Raw genomic sequence first — 18451 nt, 5'->3', positions numbered from 1 at the left:
CAAAGTGTAGCGAAGCAATCTCAAAGTTTGAACTGCAAAAAAATCGTTCAATTTAAACTATAGATATTTATGGTCAGTATCGCAAAATATTCAGCCCATTCATCCCGATGCTCTGTTTTCCGCAAGCTTCACTAAGATGGGTTACCCAAGCCGTTTGTAATGCACTTCAGAAACCAAGACTTTCAATCAGCGCTTAAAATAGGGTGGACAGTCTCTAAAGCAAACTAAACACGTTCGCAATATCTAGGCCTTCCTTGAGAGCCTCTTCTAGTTTGGCCTTGTTGCCCATGATAGAAATCAATCGTTCTGAGCGGGCCTTATCAAGGCTTAAACCAAAGCTTTGCAAGTCCTCACGGTCTGTTTCCAGGACTTCGTTTCTAATTTTTTGCCTTACTTGGTCATCAATTTTTGTCAGGTACCTGATTAGAGAGCTAAACCCTTTAGCGTCAGGGAATTGATAGCTGTCCATATCGCCGATGGTACCAATTATTGCCTTGTCTATTTCTTCCTCTGGCAGTGGATTTGTGGATAAGAACTCTCCAGCCTGGTTAAACACTTCAAGGGTGTTTAGTACATTAGGGTCGCGATAAGAGACAAAGGTCATCACTCCTGTTAAGTGATCAAAAGAACAGAAAGCACCATAAGCTCCGCCCATGACCCTGATTTTTTCCCAAAGTAGGCCGGTTCGTAAAAATCTTGTGCCGACCAGTGAAGAACCATGGAAGGCATAGTCATTGGCGAATAGATTTACGGCCTGGCCAACATAGTTGACCTGGGCAGGCAGGATCATTGCTTCATTGTCGCATAGAGAACCCGGAAGCCATTTACTATCAGAAATGAATCGTTTGGGAAATAAAGTCAGAAAGTCGTGAAAGTCCTGGCTGTGCTTTTCCCAAAGTCTGCTTTCCGTGGTCACATTCAAAAGGAGCGCGCCTTTATGTATAAGAAGGAACTTAATTTCTTCAAGGGTCCTCAGTACTTGGTCCCAATTATTATCAATTTGGTCCAGTAAATAGCGCAAAAATAAAAGATAACTTATACCAGACATATGCTCCATGGCCCAGTCTGCTTCGGAAAACCTGGCCTTTAGGCGCATGGCTACATAACGATGGCCTTGCGGAACAAGACTCTCCTCCATACCGGCCTTTTCTTCCAGGACGATCTGACGAAACCTCTCTCTGTTATCGAGGGCTAGATCCAGAAGCACATCTTTATATATGTTTAACATTTCTTTTAAGTTTTCAGGCAGGGTCTTGCCGCGCAAAAAGAGCCAGGCCGTGCAATCCTGTTCGCCCAGAATCTGAGAGGCCAAAGGCTGGGCAAAAATTCCCCCGGTCTTTTTTCTAATCCTGGTGGTCAACGATACAAAGTCTTCAAATCTGGTACCCAGCTCAAGTAACGCCCGGCCAAACAGGGGAACATAAGATAGGTATTTCTGGGGTAGAAGATGGATATTAAGTCCGAGGTCTACGTAAAAGATACCGGAAGTGGGCAAAGGATGAATGAGTACGTTTATTCCATTTATGTTTTCTTCCTCAAGGGGAATTTTCTTTATTTTTTTATCCAGGTCATCTCTTTTTAACCTGGGGATAGTGGCCAGGGCTTCGGGTGAATCCGGGGCAACCTGCATTTGTTCAAGCCTTTTCGTTTCTTCAATGATTCTATCTAATTCCTGGGGACTCAAGCTTTCTTTGACCTGTAAAAGTCGTTTATGCTCCTTTTCCCTGAGCTGTTTTTCAAGGTCTTTATCAGGCTCTAAAACCAGGGTTGTTCGATGCTTGTTTTGTAGAAAATATTTATCAATTAGTTGCTCAAACAGCGGCCCTTTGTTAATTTTGTCCTTAATCCGCGCTAAAACAGGTTCAAACTCCATCAGCAGAAAAGGACTTTGTCCATAAAGCCAGGTTGTCAAAGCCCGAAGCATGACTGCCAGTCCGCGAGGGAAGGATCCGGTATTGTTTTCGCGCAAAGCAAATTCTATTGTATTAACGGCTGCCTGAATAATATCTTTGCTTAATCCCTCGGCAACTATGCTTTTTAAAGTGGAAAAAATCAGCTCTTCGACCCGGTCCAAATTATCACTGGTCACACCTTTAAGACCTGTGGAGTAAAACAGATGCATAAGGTCTGTTTCCAGACCCACTCCTGCCAGGTCCTCTCCTAAACCAGAGTCAACAAGGGCTTTGCGTAAAGGAGAGGCCGGCATACCAATCAGGATATAGTCTAAAATACGTAAGGAGAGGTTTGTCTCCGGATCAAAAGTGGTAGGCAAGAGCCAGTTTATCGTGAGCATGGCCTTGGAGTTGTCTTCACTTGCCATGTAAGCTTTTCTTATCTTTTTTTCTAAATTCAGCGCCTTTTGTTCAGGAATCCTGGAGTCAATGGTCAGGGGGGCAAACTGATCCAAATAGCTGCTTAAGGCCTTAAAACGCATTTCTTCCTGGTCATCGCCATAAAAAAATATCCAGGCATTGGACGGATGATAGTAACGGCGATGAAACTCTTTAAATTGTTCATAGGTAAGGTCGGGGATGTGTTCTGGGTTCCCACCTGAATCCAGGCTGTAGGGAGTGTCAGGAAACAAGGACTGTTGAGCATATTCGGCCAGGAGGTTATCAGCAGAAGAATAGGCCCCTTTCATTTCGTTATACACTACACCCTTATACCTTAGCGGTTCATCCGGGTTATGCAATTCATAATGCCAACCTTCCTGGGCGAAAATTTCTTTGGAAATCCGGGGGAAAAATACCGCGTCCAGGTAGACATCAACGAGATTATAAAAATCCCGCAAGTTCTGGCTGGCCACCGGATAACAGGTTTTATCCGGGTAGGTCATGGCATTTAGAAAGGTCTGGAGTGAACCCTTTAGCAATTCTACAAAGGGTTCTTTAACCGGGTACTTTCTGGAACCACAAAGGACCGAGTGCTCCAAAATATGGGCTACCCCTGTATTGTCTTTTGGTGGAGTGCGGAAAGTTATGCCAAAGGTCTTGTTTTCGTCTTCATTTAATATGGATAAAAACCTGGCCCCTGTTTTTTTATGTCTGTAAAGTTTGGCCTTTGAGGAAATCTCTTTAATTTCTCTTTCCTCAATAAGTTCAAAGCCGTATTTTTTATGCATTAATAACCTCCTGACTTTTGGGGTTATGGCTAGTGGTTTGTTTGGTGGATTAATGGGAAAGGGATATAAGGCCCCCTATTTATCAATCCAGCAAACAAATCCACCCACTCACCCACTAATTTTAATATGTTTACCATACAGATACAGGTCACGCAAAACATTTGTCTTTGCCTGCAAAAACTATTAAGCATAAAAGAAAAATTTTTCGTTTGGAGACAAGCTCATGGGTAAGATTCTCGTTACTGGTGGAGCAGGATATATCGGCTCTCATACAAGCCTTGCTCTAACTCAAGCAGGATATGAGGTAATTGTTTATGATAACCTCTCTACTGGCCGGGTCGATGCTGTACTGCCTCCAGCCCGGCTGGTGGTCGGGGACTTAAAGGATAGAGACAAATTAGACAAGCTTATGCGCGAAGAAAAATTTCAGGCCATTATTCACTTTGCCGCCAGTATAGTGGTTCCGGAATCAGTAGAAAACCCCCTGAAATATTATTTAAACAACACTTCTAATACCACTTCTCTTATTGCATTGGCCGTTAAGAACAACATCCCTAACTTTGTTTTTTCTTCGACAGCGGCTGTCTATGGCATGCCGGAGAAAGTGCCTGTAAACGAGCAAAGTCCGCTTATGCCCATAAATCCTTATGGTCGTAGCAAAGTCATGAGTGAGTGGGTTATCAGGGATGCAAGTTTTGCCCATCCTGATTTTAATTTCATCATCTTGCGTTATTTTAATGTAGCAGGGGCAGATCCTCTGGGCCGCATTGGGCAGAGTACGCCAGATGCCACACATTTAATCAAGGTAGCCTGTCAAGCCGCTCTGGGGTTACGAGAATCTTTATCCATTTTTGGTACTGATTATCCAACACCTGATGGTACAGGCATCAGGGATTATATTCATGTGGTTGATCTGGCTGATGTTCATGTTTTGGCCCTGAAGTTTTTAGAGCAGGGAAAACCTTCCGGAATTTACAATTGTGGCTATGGACATGGATACTCTGTGCGTGAAATCATTGATGCGGTCAAAAAGGTAAGCGGTGTTGATTTTAAGGTAATTGAAACAGGCCGTCGTCCGGGTGACCCTGCGCAACTTGTTGCTGACCCGGGCAAACTTCTGAATGAGATGAACTGGAAGCCTAAATATGACGACATTGAAGAGATAGTCCGCACGGCCTATAATTGGGAGAAGAAGCTAAGAGGCTAAAAAGCCTGTAGCCAAACCCCATTTTGACTACCAGATGAGAAATCAGGATTGAAAAAAATATGTAAAATTATCCTTTGAGCAAGGTTTGACCACAGACACTTATGGCCTTTTAATCTTCGCTCTTTCTTGACTTCAGTTAAACTATGTTTCAAGTTCAGCTTTTCTTTTACGATTAATACAATCAATATTAACATATGAAAATTCTCTGCAGGAGGTAACTTGACTTATGGTTGATTATAAAAAGACTCTTAATTTGCCTAAGACCAAATTTCCCATGCGGGCAAACCTGACGAAAAATGAACCCAAAATGCTCAAATTTTGGGAAGAGATAAATGCCTATAAAGCCATGATCCAGGCCAATAAAGATAAGCCAACCTATGTTCTGCATGACGGCCCCCCCTATGCCAACGGGCACATCCATTTAGGCACGGCAATGAACAAGATTTTAAAGGATATCATTGTCAAGTCCAAAAACATGCAGGGCTACAAGGCCGAATACGTACCCGGGTGGGACTGTCATGGTTTACCCATTGAGTTGAAAGTTGAGCAGTCCCTGGGCGGGAAGAAAAAAGAGATGCCCGTACTTCAGATACGTCAAAAATGCAGGGAATATGCTCTGAAATTTTTAGATATTCAGCGTGATGAATTTAAGCGGTTGGGCGTACTAGGAGTGTGGGATAAGCCATACCTGACCATGACCCCGGACTATGAGGCGGCCACGGCTCGCGAACTGGGCCGGTTTATGGCCAGGGGATCAGTTAAAAGGGCCAAAAAGCCCATCTATTGGTGTATCTCCTGTATGACAGCCTTGGCCGAGGCTGAAGTGGAGTATTATGATCACACTTCTCCCTCTATTTATGTTCGTTTTCCTGTGCCTGACCCCAAAGCAAAAGAGAAATTTCCGCAAATTACCGGAGATTTTTTTGTAGTGATCTGGACTACCACGCCCTGGACCATTCCTGATAATATGGCCGTGGCCGTGCATCCTGATTTTGAGTATGTAGTGGTGAAGGTAAACGATGATGGTTATATTTTGGCAGAGTACTTGTTGCCGGAAAATAAGGAGAGGTTTGGCTGGGAAAACCCGGAAATTATAGCGCGAATAAAAGGCAGTGACCTGGAGGGGTTAAAGGCCAAACACCCTTTTTATGATCGCCAATCTCCTATAGTCCTGGCCGATTATGTTACTCTTGATGCCGGAACAGGTTGTGTGCATACGGCCCCAGGGCATGGTCGCGAAGACTACGAAACAGGTTTAAAATATGGTCTGGAGGTTCTCTCACCTTTAGATAATGAAGGTAGATTTTTAAACTCGGTAGAATTTTTTGCGGGCCAGACTGTTTTTGAAGCCAATCCCAAAGTCATAGAAAAGTTGAGCCAGGAAGGACATCTTCTGGCCCGGGAAGATATTACTCACTCCTATCCCCATTGCTGGCGCTGTAAAAAACCGGTCATTTTCAGGGCCACGACCCAGTGGTTTATTTCCATGGAGGAGAATAATTTGCGCCAAAAAGCACTGGAGGCCATAGATCAAAAGGTTAAATGGATTCCTGCCTGGGGTAGGGACAGGATCTATAATATGATCGAGCACAGGCCTGACTGGTGTATCTCCAGGCAGAGGATGTGGGGAGTGCCAATTATTGCTTTGCTCTGTACGGATTGTGGCGAAGCCTGGCATGACCCTGACTGGGTTCAGTCTGTTGTGGACAAGTTTGCCGCCCATGAGCGTGGTGCGGATTACTGGTTTGAGGCAGAAATAGATGAATTAAAGCCGGCAGACCTTACTTGTCCTCATTGCGGCAGCAAAAATTTTACAAAAGAAGATGACATTTTGGATGTCTGGTTCGACTCGGGCACAAGCTTTGCTGCTGTTTTAGAGGGGCGTCAGGAATGTCGTTTTCCTGCTGATCTCTATCTGGAGGGCACTGACCAGCACCGCGGATGGTTCCATTCTTCACTCCTGGCCAGTATTGGCACCAGGGATGTGCCCCCTTATAAGGCCGTGCTCACTCACGGTTTTGTGGTTGACGGTCAGGGTCGAAAAATGTCTAAGTCCATTGGTAATGTTATAGCTCCACAAGAGATCATTGATAAATACGGCGCAGAAATTTTGCGCATGTGGGTTGCTTCAGAAAATTACCAGGAAGACCTGCGTATTTCAGAGGAAATTCTAAAGAGACTGGTCGATGCTTATCGGCGCATCCGCAATACCTGCCGCTTTATCCTGGGGAATTTAACGGATTTTGACCCGCAAAAGGATTTAGTGGCCAATAAGGAGCTTTTACCATTAGACCGCTTTGCATTAGACTTGGTTTATACCCGGCACAAACGTATGCAAAAGGCCTATGATGATTTTGAGTTTCACAAGGTATTTCATACGTTGCACAACCTCTGTGTTACCGACCTGTCCGCTTTTTATCTGGATATCCTAAAGGACAGACTCTATGTCTCTGGGGCCAAGAGTTTGGAGAGAAGGTCGGCCCAAACAGTCTTGTACCAGATTCTTCTCCTCATGCTACAGGATATGGCTCCTATTTTAAGTTTTACTGCGGAAGAAATTTACCAGTATCTGCCTGAAAAGATTAAGCAGGAATCGAAAACCGTGTTCGGCCTTTGTTTTCAACCTGATTTAAAAGATCTCTTAACTGAGGAAGAGAAGAGTCTATGGAATCTTGTCCTGGATTTGCGCTACGAAGTTACCAGAGCCATTGAACCGGCACGCAAATCAGGTCTTTTAGGACATTCACTTGATAGCCGGATCACTCTTTATGTATCCGATGAACTTCGGGAAATGTTGCAGTCTGTGCACTCATATTTAAGGGAAGTTTTTATTGTCTCGCAGGTAAATATTGCCCCCATCTCAGAGGCTCCGGAGGACATATACACCAGCGAAGAGATCGACAATCTGAAAATAAAAGTCGATAGGGCTTCCGGACAAAAATGCAGCCGTTGTTGGGTGTACAGTGAGGAACTGGGGCAGGATGAAGAACATCCTGAAATTTGTCCCAGGTGTGCTGAGGTGATGAGGGAATATAGCTCGTAGTGGCCAGGCTGTTCTGAGCAGAAGAAATGTTTTGTTCAGAATGGCGGTGCTTTTTATTTAATTTGTTATTTGCAGTACTACGTGTTTAATTGTACAAACCTGGTAAAGTCAGATGGCCAAAAAATACAAAATAGTTATTTTTCTGGGGTCCTTGGTCCTGATCCTGGACCAGATAACCAAGCTTTGGGTACAGAACAACATCCCTTTATGGTCAGGGACTACCATAATCCCCGGTTTTTTTAACCTGGTCCATGTCTTGAACAAAGGTGCAGCCTTTGGTTTTCTAAATAGAGCAGACCTGACGTGGCAGACTTATTTCTTTATTGCAGTTTCTGCTCTGGCTATAGTCCTTATTTTTCATCTGGTTAGAACTGTTGACCGAAATGACCAATTCTTGTTTACAGGGCTGGGACTTATTCTAGGTGGGGCTCTGGGCAACATGGTTGACCGTATTCGTTTGGGGCAGGTCATTGATTTTCTGGATTTTTACCTGGGTACCCATCATTGGCCGGCCTTTAATGTAGCGGACATTGCCATTAGCCTTGGCTCGCTTGCCCTGCTTATTTCCTTTTACAAACGGAAGAAAAATGCATCCTAAACTGATTACTATTGGTTCTTTTACCATCTATACTTATGGTTTTTTTATAGCAGCGGCTTTTTTGCTTGGTATGTCATGGACCATGCGCGAGGCCAGGTACCGGGGATTAAATCCTAAACTTGTCTCTGACCTCGGTTTTTATCTGATTTTGGGCGGTATTTTAGGGGCCAGGCTTCTTTATGTGCTCATTAATCCCAGGTATTTTCTGGAACACCCTCTGGAAATCTTCATGTTCTGGAAGGGTGGTCTGGTTTTTTTGGGTGGTGCCATTGTTGGTGCTATATGTGGGTACGTGTTTTTGCGTAAGAGAAACCAGCCTTTGTGGCCATGGCTGGATGCCGTTGCTCCGGGGCTGGCTTTGGGTCAGGCCGTGGGCAGGCTAGGGTGTTTTGCTGCCGGTTGCTGTTATGGGAGGAAATGTACTCTGCCATGGGCCGTAACCTTTACTCATCCTGATTCTCTGGCGCCTCTGTATGTTCCCTTGCATCCAACGCAAATCTATCATTCTCTGGCCGGGCTGGTAACTTTTATCTTCCTTTTGGTCGCCAAAAAGCGTCTAAAAGGATCTGGCCAATTGATGGGCTTGTTTCTCATTTTATATGCTTTTTTTAGATTTAGCATCGAGTTTTTTCGAGGCGACTATCGTGGCTCAATCGGAATTTTAAGCGTAACACAAATCCTTGCCCTGGGGCTTTTTATTTTGGGCCTTTGGGTCATTTATAAAAGGAGAGCTTGATGTTCGGCATTCCTCCGGAGAAATTACCACTAGTACTAATCGTATTAGTTGTGCCTATTTTACCCAATCTTTGGGCAATCTGGCATATTTTTCAGCGTGACTTTGCCACACCTCAAGAAAAGATGGCCTGGTTGGCCGGTGCTGTGTTTATTCCTGTTTTAGGCGGTCTGGCCTATTTGTTCTGGGGCCGTAAAAGAGGGAAGAAAGTTTGATTTAGTTGAGTAGTTGAGCGGTTAAGTCGTTGAGTGGTTGAGGAGGCAAGTAAAGGAAATATTTAATCTGGCGGACTATTTAGTAGTCCGATAGCATATCAAAAGAAGGCAGAAATGAAAGGGATACTTACTCTTATCGCCGCTTTATTTTTATGCGCCTCTTGTGTCACTAAAAATGATCTGGATACACTGCGTATCCAGGTCAGTAGCCAAAATGCCAAGCTGGTAAGAGAAAATAATGCACTAAAAAAGCAGCTTGAGGCCCTGCGCCAGGAATTAAACTCTCGGACCAAGATTTTAAAAGAGCAGATTGTCCAAACGAGTACTCCTGTCAGATCTACCCAGGCCAATCTCTGGGCCGAAATAGAGTCTTTGCGCGTTCAACTAGCTACTTTAAGCGGTCAAATGGATGCACTTGACCGAAAACTACAAAGACTAGACACGGTTCAGACCAACTCTACCCAGACCCTGACTATATTGAGCAAAAGAATTGAACAACTGGAAAAGAATTGGCAAAGGACCAAAAGTCAATTGGGCCTTGAATTTTTGGAAGATGAAAAAGGCGAAAAGTCAGAGAAAGTTGTGTCACCTAAAGAAGGGGATAAAAAGGAAGCAGCCTTTCTTACGGCTAACTCAGCCCAGGAATTATACAGAAAGGCCTTGGAATCTTTTTATGCTCGCAAGTATGATTTGGCCCAGTCTTTGTGGGATGAGTTTATTCGGACTTTTCCCAAGGATAAATTGGTCCCTAATGCCTATTTCTGGCAGGGTGAATGTTTTTATCAAATGGGGGATTATGCCAGGGCGGTCCTGGCCTACCAAGAGGTCATCAGTAAATTCTCCAAAAGTAATAAACTAAGGCCGAGCATGTTAAAACAGGGCATGGCCTTTTATAAGCTAGGCAAGAAAAAAGCTGGCCAGCTTGTGTTAAAAGAATTGATTAAAAAATTTCCTCATACAATAGAGGCCAGACGGGCAAAAGGTTTTTTGGCCAGCATTGATTAAATCTGTTTCAGATTAAAAGGTTTAAGAGGCTAAGAGGTTAAACAAAACTTTTAAGGCCTTTTTGCTTCTTTTATTAGGGAGTTAAGATGCAACAAAAAAAATATTCCAAAATAATTTCCTTACATTTTTCGCCGGAGACTTCTCGTAGTCCTATGATGTATAATTTGGCTAAAAAGTTTGATTTGACCTTTAATATCTTAAAGGCCAGGATCGATCCCAAGGAAGAAGGCCACATGATTTTAGAACTTTCCGGCACTGAGGAGGATTATAGAAAGGGCATTTCCTATTTGCAGGAACATGGTGTGTCCGTCCAGGAAGTAGCCCAAAGTATTTCACGCGATGAAGAATCATGCTTACACTGCGGGTTATGCACTTCTTTGTGTATAGCTAATGCCTTGCGCCTTGATTTGGAAACAAGGCTTGTGATTTTTGAATCTTCCAGATGTACTGCCTGTAGTCAATGTACTCGTGTCTGCCCTGTCAAAGCAATGCATGTAGAGATCAACGGAGACTTTTAAACGCAAATCCACTTTTGAAAGATTTGCAAATATTTTTTTTTATGCTAAAAGAGAGTTACTAGTCTGTCCCGTTAATGATTTACACATGAGCAGGTGGTGAAATAAATGAATTTCTAAAATATACCAATGAGTAAACTTTTGCTCTGCTTGCCCACGGACTTTCTTCTTTATCGGTAAATATCTCATGCTTGCTAGTCCCGCATCTGCTCGATGATGCCAGAGAGTATACTATGAGAAAGTTGCGAGAGATTATTTGAGCGAAGGTACTGTCCTATTCGCCCTAAGATTTTGTTTTAATTTTTAAGCTCTATTTAATGGGGAAGAAAGATGATCAAGCAAAAACGCTCCTATTCGCGAACCTCCACCAGGCTCAAGGCTTATGTTCGTAAGCTACCTTCCCCCGATACCAGACCTCTTTTTTCTGCCTGTCTTGGTTGTGATGCAGACAGCTCTGTAATCAAAAATCTACATGGTTCCCACATTCCCCGCGAGTTAATCACATTTTTGCAAAACATGGATGCCAAGCTGGATATGATCTTAAGCCTGTTAAAACAGGATACTATCCAGGAAGACTTCCCAATTAGTGCAGAAGTAGTTGAGATTAGCGGTGCAGGGCTTAAATTTGTTTCCAAAACAGAGTTTAAGAAGGGTGATGCCATAGAAATGGCCCTTGTTCTTTCCCAATTTCCCTTGAAGATTGTGGGGGTAGTTGGCCTTATTCATCGTCAGGAAAGTCTGCATAATGTGCCTGTTTGGGTAGTACAATTTACCAACATCCGAGATATTGATCGGGAACATATTGTTCAATTTGTTTTTCAGGAACAAAGGGAGCAAATTAGAGAGAGGAAAAATGAACTTTAGCCCAGAGCAACAATTGGCATTTGTCCAATACTATTTGGATGCCAGTTGCGGAGGAAAACTTTACGGCTTGATGCATAATCTGAATAATGTTGCGCATATTTTGGATATGCAGCTTGCTCTGCTTAATTCTGTTTTGACTAAGAACCCTCTTACAACTTTAAAAGATCAGAGCAAAAGACTTGGTTACCTGAATCAGGGGAGCAAAAAGTTATTGCAGGCGTTGGACTTGAATTCTCAACGGGCATTTTATTTGCAACAAGATCAAGTCGAGGCCAGCCCTAATGATTTTTTGCATTGGCTTGAAGCTTTTTGGCAGAATGACTTGTTCTTCAAGCACAAGGTCAAATGTCAGTTCAATCTGGCTCAGAATATTCCTGTTATTGAGTGTCCTGCCTTTGCTTTAACCTTTTGTATTGAACATGCCTTGGCCAATGCCGTTGAGGCTTATAAGCAAAAAGATCCGGAGAGTGAACATGATTTAGTTATTATGGTCTTGCCCTATGGAAATGGGGTGGAATTTAAAATTATCTCCAGGACAAAGCTTTCTGTTCAAGATCCATGGCAGCCCTGGCAAACAACAAAGCCAGGTCATCTGGGCTTGGGGCTTACTTTAATAAAATTTTTATGTTCAAGACTTAATTGGACAGCCTCTTTAACCGGTGAGAATGGAGATACTGTCTTTTCTCTTAAAATTCCTGACAGAAAATCACTTTTAAAATAAGAGTTAGCAAGTTACGAATTTCAGGAGGTTTTGGCTTGACCAAGGATGTTACACAAGAACTTATGCCGAATATTACTGATCAGACAGAAAAGTTTATCAAAGAAGCTGTTTCAGATACTGTTGCCAGAGTATTGGAAGAAGGTCTTGCGGAAGCGCTGTCAAAAGCGTTGTTGGATAGCGAATTTTATCGTAAGTTAAGCGATGAACTGCGTGAGGGATTGGGGATAATTTATCGCGAGATCACGCAGACAGAACAGATGGGCGTAGAACTGCCTGAGTTAACTAAAGAAGAAGCCGAAGAGATTTTTCACGAAACATCTGACCAGCTGGATGCCGTTCTAAAGACAACGGAGAAGGCCACTGTAGAGATCATGGCCATTGTGGAAAAACATCTGGAACAAAGCACGCATATTATTACTGTTCTGGAAAAGATCAAAAAAGAAAAACATGATGCTACCCAGGTCATTGACTGGCTTATAGCCAAAAACAATGAGTTAAATAAGGATCTCCTGAAAATAATGACCTCTTTAAGTTTTCAGGATTTAACCGGTCAGAGGATTAAAAAAATTATTTCTTCTTTGCGTAAAATTGAGGAACATGTACTCAAACTATATCTAACCGCGGGACTGTCCATAAAAACCAAGGAAAAAGAGCCTGATAAAGATTTTGAAACTATCAAAGCAGAAACAGAAAAGACGGTATCGGAACTCAAAGGCCCACAAGCAGGTGTTAGCCAGGCGGATGTGGATGAGCTTCTGGCTCAATTAGGGCTTTAGCCAGGCTTGAAGAGGAAGATAGGAAGCTAGGAAGATGGGAAGATGGGAAGATAGGTTGCGCCGGCTGGAATAAGTCTTTTTTTGTTCTCCCAACTTCTCAATCTTCTTCCCGAGCGCGCGGATGGGCTTGATCGTAGATTCTCATCACTGTCTCCATATTCAAATGGGTGTAGCGCTGGGTAGTGCTGATGCGACTATGCCCCAAAAGTTCCTGAACACTCCTTAAGTCTGCACCGGATTGGAGCAAATGGGTGGCGAAACTGTGTCGCAAGGTATGTGGACTGATCTCCTGGGGAAGACCTGCAAGCTTGCTTAGACGGGCCAGAATTCTATTTGCTTCTCTGCGTTGCAGCCGCCTGCCCCGAAGACCCAAAAACAGGGCCTGCTCCTGCGGGTGAGGATTAAAAGCGCTTCTTTGCTCAAGATAGGCTTTGACTCTATCCCGGCCTGCATCTGTGATGGGAGCAAGTCTTTCCTTACCTCCCTTGCCCCGGACACGAATAATTTTTTGCCTCAGATCAATATCTTCCAGATCAAGCCCAAGGGCTTCACTTATACGCAAGCCTGACCCATAAAGTAGTTCAGCCAGAGCCAGGTCGCGTAAACCTTTAGGGGTGGGGTCAATCACTGCCTGCATCAAACTGAGTGCCTGGTCCACATTCAAAGTCTTGGGCTGGGGCTTATCTTGTTTGGGGTTTTTTAACCCCTGGCAAGGGTTTTGCTGAGTATATTTTTTTTTGAGGAGAAAACGAAAAAAACTGCGTAAAGAAGAGAGTTTGCGGGCGATGCTGGACTTAGCAAGTCTTTGACGGTGTAGTTCGGCCAGAAAAGCATGAATGTCAACGCGGTTTATTTGATCTGGTTGTTCATTGGACTTGTTCCTGGTCTTTAAAAAGTTTTCCCACTGAGCCAGGTCTAAAGCATAGGAGCTCAAAGTGGCCTTTGAATAGCCTTTCTCCACATCCAGATAGGCCAAAAAAATTTGGATTGTCTCAGGAAGATTTTCGTCGGTCCAGGACATAACAGCTTTTTGGGTTTTTCTTTGCTAATTTTTTTAGGTTCATGGCAATTTGTGAAGCTTGGCCATAGTGACTCAGTTCTCCCTTTAAGTTAAAGACTACTGCTATGGACAAGGCCATGATGGGAAATGTCTGGATTTTACCCTGGCGGTCTGTCGAGCGAATAAACCCCTGGGTCCTGTCTTCCTGGTCGTAGAAGTTCGGCACAATGCTATCAAAGCTTTGGATAATCATCTTACAAACAGTCTCTACTTTATCCGGTGGCACAATAAATACAAAATCGTCCCCACCTATATGGCCGACAAAGGAATCCATTCCGGCAAATGCTCGAATGGTGTTCACAATAACCCGTGCGGTCATCATCAGTACTTCGTCTCCACGAGAAAAACCATATTTATCATTAAAGGATTTAAAATGGTCCAAATCAGCATAAGCCAAAGCAAATTCCTGTTTACGAACTATGAGTTCCTGGATTTTATGGATAATGGAGGTGTTGCCTGGCAACTTGGTTAATGGGTTGGCATCAAGTGCCCGTCCAGCCCGGGCCAAGGTCAGCTTTAACCTGGCAGCAGTCAATTCTTTGTCCAGCGGCTTGACCAGGAAATCATCCACTTCTATCATTGAGAAATCCAGATTTTGTCTCAGCGCCTCCTTTTTTAGACAAAGGACTACCGGGACCTGGCGATAGACATTTTCGCTCTTAAAAAGTCTGATCAGTTCCAGACCACTTATATCATCCAGATCATTATCCACTATCAAGAGCTCAGGGGGATCATTGAATAGGTACTCAATGGCCCCGGCCCCGCGTTCAAAAACAGACCACTGCACCTGGGGACAGATCTCTTTAAAGAGTTTAAAAAGTTCTGCATCTGATGAAACTAAAAAAAAGTGTTTCATAGTTCCCTAGCTTCTCGAACAATTATTCAAACCTCTAATCTTCCGGTCTAAAATCGGAAAGCTCAACAAACTCCTGCCCCAGGTCATCGAGTACCTTTTCCAGATCGGTTAGCTTAAGATTTAATATCTCTAATGCTTCAGGTTTTAAGTAGCTGATATGATCATCCCCGCCTGAGCCTACTTCAAAAGCCCGAGTGAGAAAGTCGCCTATATGGACAACGGCGGCCATATCCGGATAATGTTGGGCGGATTTAGGACGATGGTGCCAGGCCAGTGCTTCGCGTAATCGCAGGGGGAGGTGCCAGTGGTCTGATAGCCAGGCATTAACCCTGTCATGTCCAAAGCCCATAACTTCAACTTCGGCTTCGATATAGGTCAATTCTTTTTCTTTGAGCAAAACATCTATTTCTTCTTTCAGTTCCGGCAGTTGTACTGTAGCCACTACTTTACCCAAATCATGCAACAGCCCTGCTACCGAATATTCCTCAGGATCCTTTAATCCGGCAATCTTAGCTATACTAGAGCAGGCCAGAGCACACCCCAAGCTATGTTCCCACAGGCCGATCATGTTCTTGGCCATGATATCAAAGACAGAAGTGCTGATAATGAGACCTTTAATGACATTAAATCCCAGCAAAACCAAGGCATGCTGGATTGTGCTGATTCGTCTGGGGAATCCATAGATGGGTGAATTCACCATCTTGAGTACCTTGGCCGATAGTACCTGGTCTTTGGAAATAACCTTGGCTATCTGTTCTGTGGAGGAGGCGGGATCCTGAACCAGCTTGCTCACCTCATCCAAAACCGTGGGCAAAGTGGGCAGGTCCTTAACGGCCAGGAGTCTTCCTTTACGTTCTACTCTTAAGTCTTGCATAATCTAATCGTTTTGCTTTTGAGGTTGGATTTGCTCAGCAGCCTTTTGTTCATAATAGGCTTTTAGAAAAGCTTTGACCTGATTCATCCAGGGGTCATCTTTAAACTTACGAAAAAGGTGGTCCAAACGTTCAATGCGTTGGGCATAAGAAGTGGTTCCAGCCATCCCTTCCAATTCTAATGGCTCGCCTTGAACAATGATATTCTTTACTCCCATATTCTCCAGACGACTGATCAGTGGTTCGCTGAGCTCAGTGCCCTCGGCCACCAGGACCAGGCCATTGTCTCTTAGCACTGGTTTTTCCAAGACCATGCCTGGCTGGGCAAGGTTTAAAGGGATCTTTTGCATGCCAGAAACCTCGGATATAAATTTGAAGTTTTAGAGTAATGGCTGAGCGGTGGGGTGAATGTCACGGTCATCATGGTTATAGAGTAAACAAATGAATTGCAACACCCACTTAACTCTACTCCTCTTTAAACACTATAGTGCATTCCGGGCAGTCGCTTGACAGCCCCCTTTATCTCCAGGTCGATGAGTATCTGACTAACCTTAAAGCTGGGCCAATCTAATTCGTGTGCCAGGTGATCAATATGCATTTTAATCTCTTTAGCCAGAGTTTCAAGCACCTTTTTTTCATCTCTACTTAAATCAAGTTCCTCATTAAGTGGTACAGTGTCCTTTTCTTCTGTTGCCGGGAAAGCATGCTGTTTGCCGAGCATGGGCTTTAGTTCGCGCAGGATATCTACTGCTGTTTGCACCAAAAAAGCACCCTGTTGAATAAGATAATTGCATCCATCAAAGTTGGCCATATTTACTGCCCCGGGGACAGCAAACACCAACCGGTTCTGCTCCAGTGCAAGCATGGCCGTAATCATGGTGCCACTTTTTTGCGCGCCCTGGACTACCAACACTCCTAGAGACAGGCCGCTGATTATGCGGTTTCGATGAGGAAAATTAGGGGACTCAGGTTTAGTGCCGGGAGCAAATTCTGTTACAATCAGTCCTGTCTGGGTCAGCTTGTGCCATAAGGTTTTATTCGTAGCCGGATAAATAATGTCAATGCCTGTGCCCAAAACAGCAACAGAACTACCCTTTCCATCCAGAGCGGCCAGGTGAGCTTTACTATCAATGCCCTGCGCCAGGCCGGATACTATGGTCACTCCTTTTGCCGAAAGCTCTGAGCAAATTTCTCCGGCCATATCCTGCCCATACCTGGAACACTTGCGCGATCCAACTACTGCCAGACATGCGCCATTTAATAGTTTTTTATCGCCTAAAAAATAAAGCAGAAAAGGGGGATCGGGGATCTGTCTTAAAAGATAGGGATAATCATCGTCTGTCCAGATAACAATCCCATAATTCTTTCTAGCGATTCTTTTCAGATCCTGTTCAACCTTTTCCTCCCATTGTTTATCTTTGACTGCCTTGATCACGGAACCTCTGGCCAGGCCTAAGTCTAACCACTGTTCATAATTATTCAAGGCTCTGGCAGGTGACCCAAAATGGCTGGCTAACCTTTTCCAGGTTCTTGGCCCCAGTCCCTTGATGTGGTACATGGCAAGGCAGGCCCTTATTTCCTCAATTCGGGAGTATTTTTTCATAATGGGTAAATGGGTATATGTGCAAACGGGTAAATGGGTGGAGAAATAAAGATCACAACAGTCCACTCACTCCCTTATTTGCCGCTGATTTCTTTAATCTTCTTTCTGGCTCTGGCTGTTACGTCAGAGTTAGGGTAATCTTGAACAAGTACTTTGAGGTAAAATAAGGCATTACTTTTATCGTTTAGGTTTTCATAGGCATAGGCAATTTTCAACAGGGCATGGACAGCTTTTGGGTGTTTGGGGAAAGTTTGCATAACTTGTTTGAAGTTCAAAATAGACTTGGCAAATTGATCCTGGGAATAATAAGTTTCGCCAATCCAGTATAGGACATTGGGCATGAGCTCACTGTGGGGATATTTATTTTTAAAATCTAGTAAAAGTTTCCGAGCCTGTTCTGGTTTATTTTGCCAGACTAGCTCAAGGGCCCTTTTGTATAATGCCTGTTCATCATTTTTATGTTCCTGCTTCTCTGGCACAGAATTGATTTTTTTTGTCACTTGTTTTTCTTTGGACACTTCGTCTTCGACCTGAGGATCGCTTTTATTTTGAGACTCAGGAATAATATCCTGTTGACTTGGCTGTTCAGCATTTTTCTCCTGAATTTCTGTCTGCTGGATTTGGCTTTTATCCTGTTTCTGCTTTATCTCTACCAGGTTATTTTCCACGTCAGAAAGCCTTTTTTCTAGTTGAACCAGTTTGGTTTGGGTATTTTTCTGGTTGTTTTTTAGCTCCAAAAAATTTTCCTCTAGAGTCTGCAGGCGCCATTCCTTACTTTTGGGCCATTTACCTGCACAACCAACAAGTGAAAAAGAAAGGATTAAAGTATAGATTAGAAGCTTAGGCATTTTAGTCTCCTTTGAATAAATGAGTATGCAAATAATTGGTCCGCTAATTTTTAAGACTTGTTTGGCGACCGGCGAAATTTTGAAATTCGATAAATAAATTTCGACAGTTTCTGAAAGAGGACTTTATTTTTGCATGCGTATCTAGTTCGTATTTTGAGCCTGTGGCCCAACCCCATTTTAGCCTCTGATTGAAAGTCTTGGTCTCTGAAATGCATTATCAATGGTTTGGGTAACCCATCTTAGTGCAAGCTTGCGGAAAACAGAGCATCGGGATGAATGGGCTGAATATTTTGCGATACTGACCATAACTATCTAAAATTTATGAGCGATTTTTTTCCAGTTCAAACTTTGAGATTGCTTCGCTACACTTTGTTCCACTCGCAATGACAGGAGCGAGATTGTCATTGCGAGGGC

17 protein-coding genes are annotated in these 18451 nt (G+C 43.6%); 10 read left to right on the top strand and 7 right to left on the bottom strand.

What is annotated here, in order from left to right:
* Window positions 1-214: 214 nt before the first annotated feature.
* Window positions 215-3121, bottom strand: coding sequence for an insulinase family protein (locus KFV02_RS08925; protein WP_252381201.1), 2907 nt, complete (start codon window positions 3119-3121; stop codon window positions 215-217).
* Window positions 3122-3344: 223 nt separating this feature from the next.
* Between KFV02_RS08925 and galE the strand changes: the two genes are divergently transcribed.
* From galE to KFV02_RS08875, 10 genes are all read left to right on the top strand, one after another.
* Complete coding sequence (gene galE / locus KFV02_RS08920) at window positions 3345-4328, top strand: UDP-glucose 4-epimerase GalE (RefSeq protein WP_252381200.1); 984 nt, start codon at window positions 3345-3347, stop codon at window positions 4326-4328.
* A 226-nt stretch (window positions 4329-4554) separates the two neighbouring features.
* Complete coding sequence (gene ileS / locus KFV02_RS08915) at window positions 4555-7371, top strand: isoleucine--tRNA ligase (RefSeq protein ID WP_252381199.1); 2817 nt, start codon at window positions 4555-4557, stop codon at window positions 7369-7371.
* Between the two features lie 112 nt (window positions 7372-7483).
* Window positions 7484-7969, top strand: coding sequence for a signal peptidase II (gene lspA / locus KFV02_RS08910; RefSeq protein ID WP_252381198.1), 486 nt, complete (start codon window positions 7484-7486; stop codon window positions 7967-7969).
* A complete protein-coding gene (gene lgt / locus KFV02_RS08905; RefSeq protein WP_252381197.1) occupies window positions 7959-8705 on the top strand; it encodes a prolipoprotein diacylglyceryl transferase in 747 nt (248 codons plus the stop codon). Before lspA ends, lgt begins: the two co-directional genes overlap by 11 nt.
* On the top strand, window positions 8705-8917 hold the full coding sequence (locus KFV02_RS08900) for a PLD nuclease N-terminal domain-containing protein (protein WP_252381196.1): 213 nt from the start codon (window positions 8705-8707) through the stop codon (window positions 8915-8917). Before lgt ends, KFV02_RS08900 begins: the two co-directional genes overlap by 1 nt.
* Window positions 8918-9031: 114 nt before the next feature.
* Window positions 9032-9922 (top strand): tol-pal system protein YbgF, encoded by an 891-nt coding sequence (gene ybgF, locus KFV02_RS08895; RefSeq protein WP_252381195.1) that lies wholly within the window; start codon window positions 9032-9034, stop codon window positions 9920-9922.
* A gap of 86 nt (window positions 9923-10008) precedes the next feature.
* Entirely contained in the window at window positions 10009-10440 is a 432-nt protein-coding gene (locus KFV02_RS08890; protein WP_252381194.1) for an NIL domain-containing protein, read from the top strand.
* 327 nt (window positions 10441-10767) lie between these two features.
* Complete coding sequence (locus KFV02_RS08885) at window positions 10768-11301, top strand: PilZ domain-containing protein (RefSeq protein WP_252381193.1); 534 nt, start codon at window positions 10768-10770, stop codon at window positions 11299-11301.
* Window positions 11291-12022 (top strand): ATP-binding protein, encoded by a 732-nt coding sequence (locus KFV02_RS08880; RefSeq protein ID WP_252381192.1) that lies wholly within the window; start codon window positions 11291-11293, stop codon window positions 12020-12022. Before KFV02_RS08885 ends, KFV02_RS08880 begins: the two co-directional genes overlap by 11 nt.
* 35 nt (window positions 12023-12057) lie before the next feature.
* A complete protein-coding gene (locus KFV02_RS08875; RefSeq protein ID WP_252381191.1) occupies window positions 12058-12798 on the top strand; it encodes a protein phosphatase CheZ in 741 nt (246 codons plus the stop codon).
* A 97-nt stretch (window positions 12799-12895) separates the two neighbouring features.
* Here the strand turns inward: KFV02_RS08875 and xerC are convergent, their stop codons facing one another.
* From xerC to ybgF (KFV02_RS08845), 6 genes are all read right to left on the bottom strand, one after another.
* A complete protein-coding gene (xerC, locus tag KFV02_RS08870) occupies window positions 12896-13819 on the bottom strand; it encodes a tyrosine recombinase XerC (RefSeq protein WP_252381190.1) in 924 nt (307 codons plus the stop codon).
* A complete protein-coding gene (locus tag KFV02_RS08865; protein WP_252381189.1) occupies window positions 13791-14714 on the bottom strand; it encodes a GGDEF domain-containing protein in 924 nt (307 codons plus the stop codon). The genes xerC and KFV02_RS08865 overlap by 29 nt, the downstream gene beginning before the upstream one ends.
* Window positions 14715-14748: 34 nt before the next feature.
* On the bottom strand, window positions 14749-15591 hold the full coding sequence (locus KFV02_RS08860; protein WP_434800289.1) for an HDOD domain-containing protein: 843 nt from the start codon (window positions 15589-15591) through the stop codon (window positions 14749-14751).
* Window positions 15592-15936: a hypothetical protein gene (locus KFV02_RS08855; protein WP_252381187.1), complete on the bottom strand. Its 345-nt coding sequence runs from the start codon at window positions 15934-15936 to the stop codon at window positions 15592-15594. It lies immediately after the preceding gene.
* 125 nt (window positions 15937-16061) lie between these two features.
* Window positions 16062-17255 carry a DNA-processing protein DprA gene (dprA, locus tag KFV02_RS08850; protein WP_252381186.1) on the bottom strand — a complete coding sequence of 398 codons (1194 nt, stop codon included), beginning with the start codon at window positions 17253-17255 and terminating at the stop codon, window positions 16062-16064.
* Between the two features lie 8 nt (window positions 17256-17263).
* Window positions 17264-18037: a tol-pal system protein YbgF gene (gene ybgF / locus KFV02_RS08845; protein WP_252381185.1), complete on the bottom strand. Its 774-nt coding sequence runs from the start codon at window positions 18035-18037 to the stop codon at window positions 17264-17266.
* Window positions 18038-18451 lie beyond the last annotated feature (414 nt).

Origin of the sequence: Desulfovulcanus ferrireducens, from assembly GCF_018704065.1 — a bacterium.
Classification (GTDB): domain Bacteria; phylum Desulfobacterota; class Desulfovibrionia; order Desulfovibrionales; family Desulfonatronovibrionaceae; genus Desulfovulcanus; species Desulfovulcanus ferrireducens.
The sequence above is the reverse complement of the archived record's forward strand: the minus strand, read 5'-3'. Positions and strand labels throughout refer to the sequence as shown.

Excerpts from the sequence above, each read along its gene's own strand:
- KFV02_RS08925 (WP_252381201.1), bottom strand. The coding sequence starts at position 3,121 with ATGCATAAAAAATACGGCTTTGAACTTATTGAGGAAAGAGAAATTAAA.
- galE (WP_252381200.1), top strand. The coding sequence starts at position 3,345 with ATGGGTAAGATTCTCGTTACTGGTGGAGCAGGATATATCGGCTCTCAT.
- ileS (WP_252381199.1), top strand. The coding sequence starts at position 4,555 with ATGGTTGATTATAAAAAGACTCTTAATTTGCCTAAGACCAAATTTCCC.
- lspA (WP_252381198.1), top strand. The coding sequence starts at position 7,484 with ATGGCCAAAAAATACAAAATAGTTATTTTTCTGGGGTCCTTGGTCCTG.
- lgt (WP_252381197.1), top strand. The coding sequence starts at position 7,959 with ATGCATCCTAAACTGATTACTATTGGTTCTTTTACCATCTATACTTAT.
- KFV02_RS08900 (WP_252381196.1), top strand. The coding sequence starts at position 8,705 with ATGTTCGGCATTCCTCCGGAGAAATTACCACTAGTACTAATCGTATTA.
- ybgF (WP_252381195.1), top strand. The coding sequence starts at position 9,032 with ATGAAAGGGATACTTACTCTTATCGCCGCTTTATTTTTATGCGCCTCT.
- KFV02_RS08890 (WP_252381194.1), top strand. The coding sequence starts at position 10,009 with ATGCAACAAAAAAAATATTCCAAAATAATTTCCTTACATTTTTCGCCG.
- KFV02_RS08885 (WP_252381193.1), top strand. The coding sequence starts at position 10,768 with ATGATCAAGCAAAAACGCTCCTATTCGCGAACCTCCACCAGGCTCAAG.
- KFV02_RS08880 (WP_252381192.1), top strand. The coding sequence starts at position 11,291 with ATGAACTTTAGCCCAGAGCAACAATTGGCATTTGTCCAATACTATTTG.
- xerC (WP_252381190.1), bottom strand. The coding sequence starts at position 13,819 with ATGTCCTGGACCGACGAAAATCTTCCTGAGACAATCCAAATTTTTTTG.
- KFV02_RS08865 (WP_252381189.1), bottom strand. The coding sequence starts at position 14,714 with ATGAAACACTTTTTTTTAGTTTCATCAGATGCAGAACTTTTTAAACTC.
- KFV02_RS08855 (WP_252381187.1), bottom strand. The coding sequence starts at position 15,936 with ATGCAAAAGATCCCTTTAAACCTTGCCCAGCCAGGCATGGTCTTGGAA.
- ybgF (WP_252381185.1), bottom strand. The coding sequence starts at position 18,037 with ATGCCTAAGCTTCTAATCTATACTTTAATCCTTTCTTTTTCACTTGTT.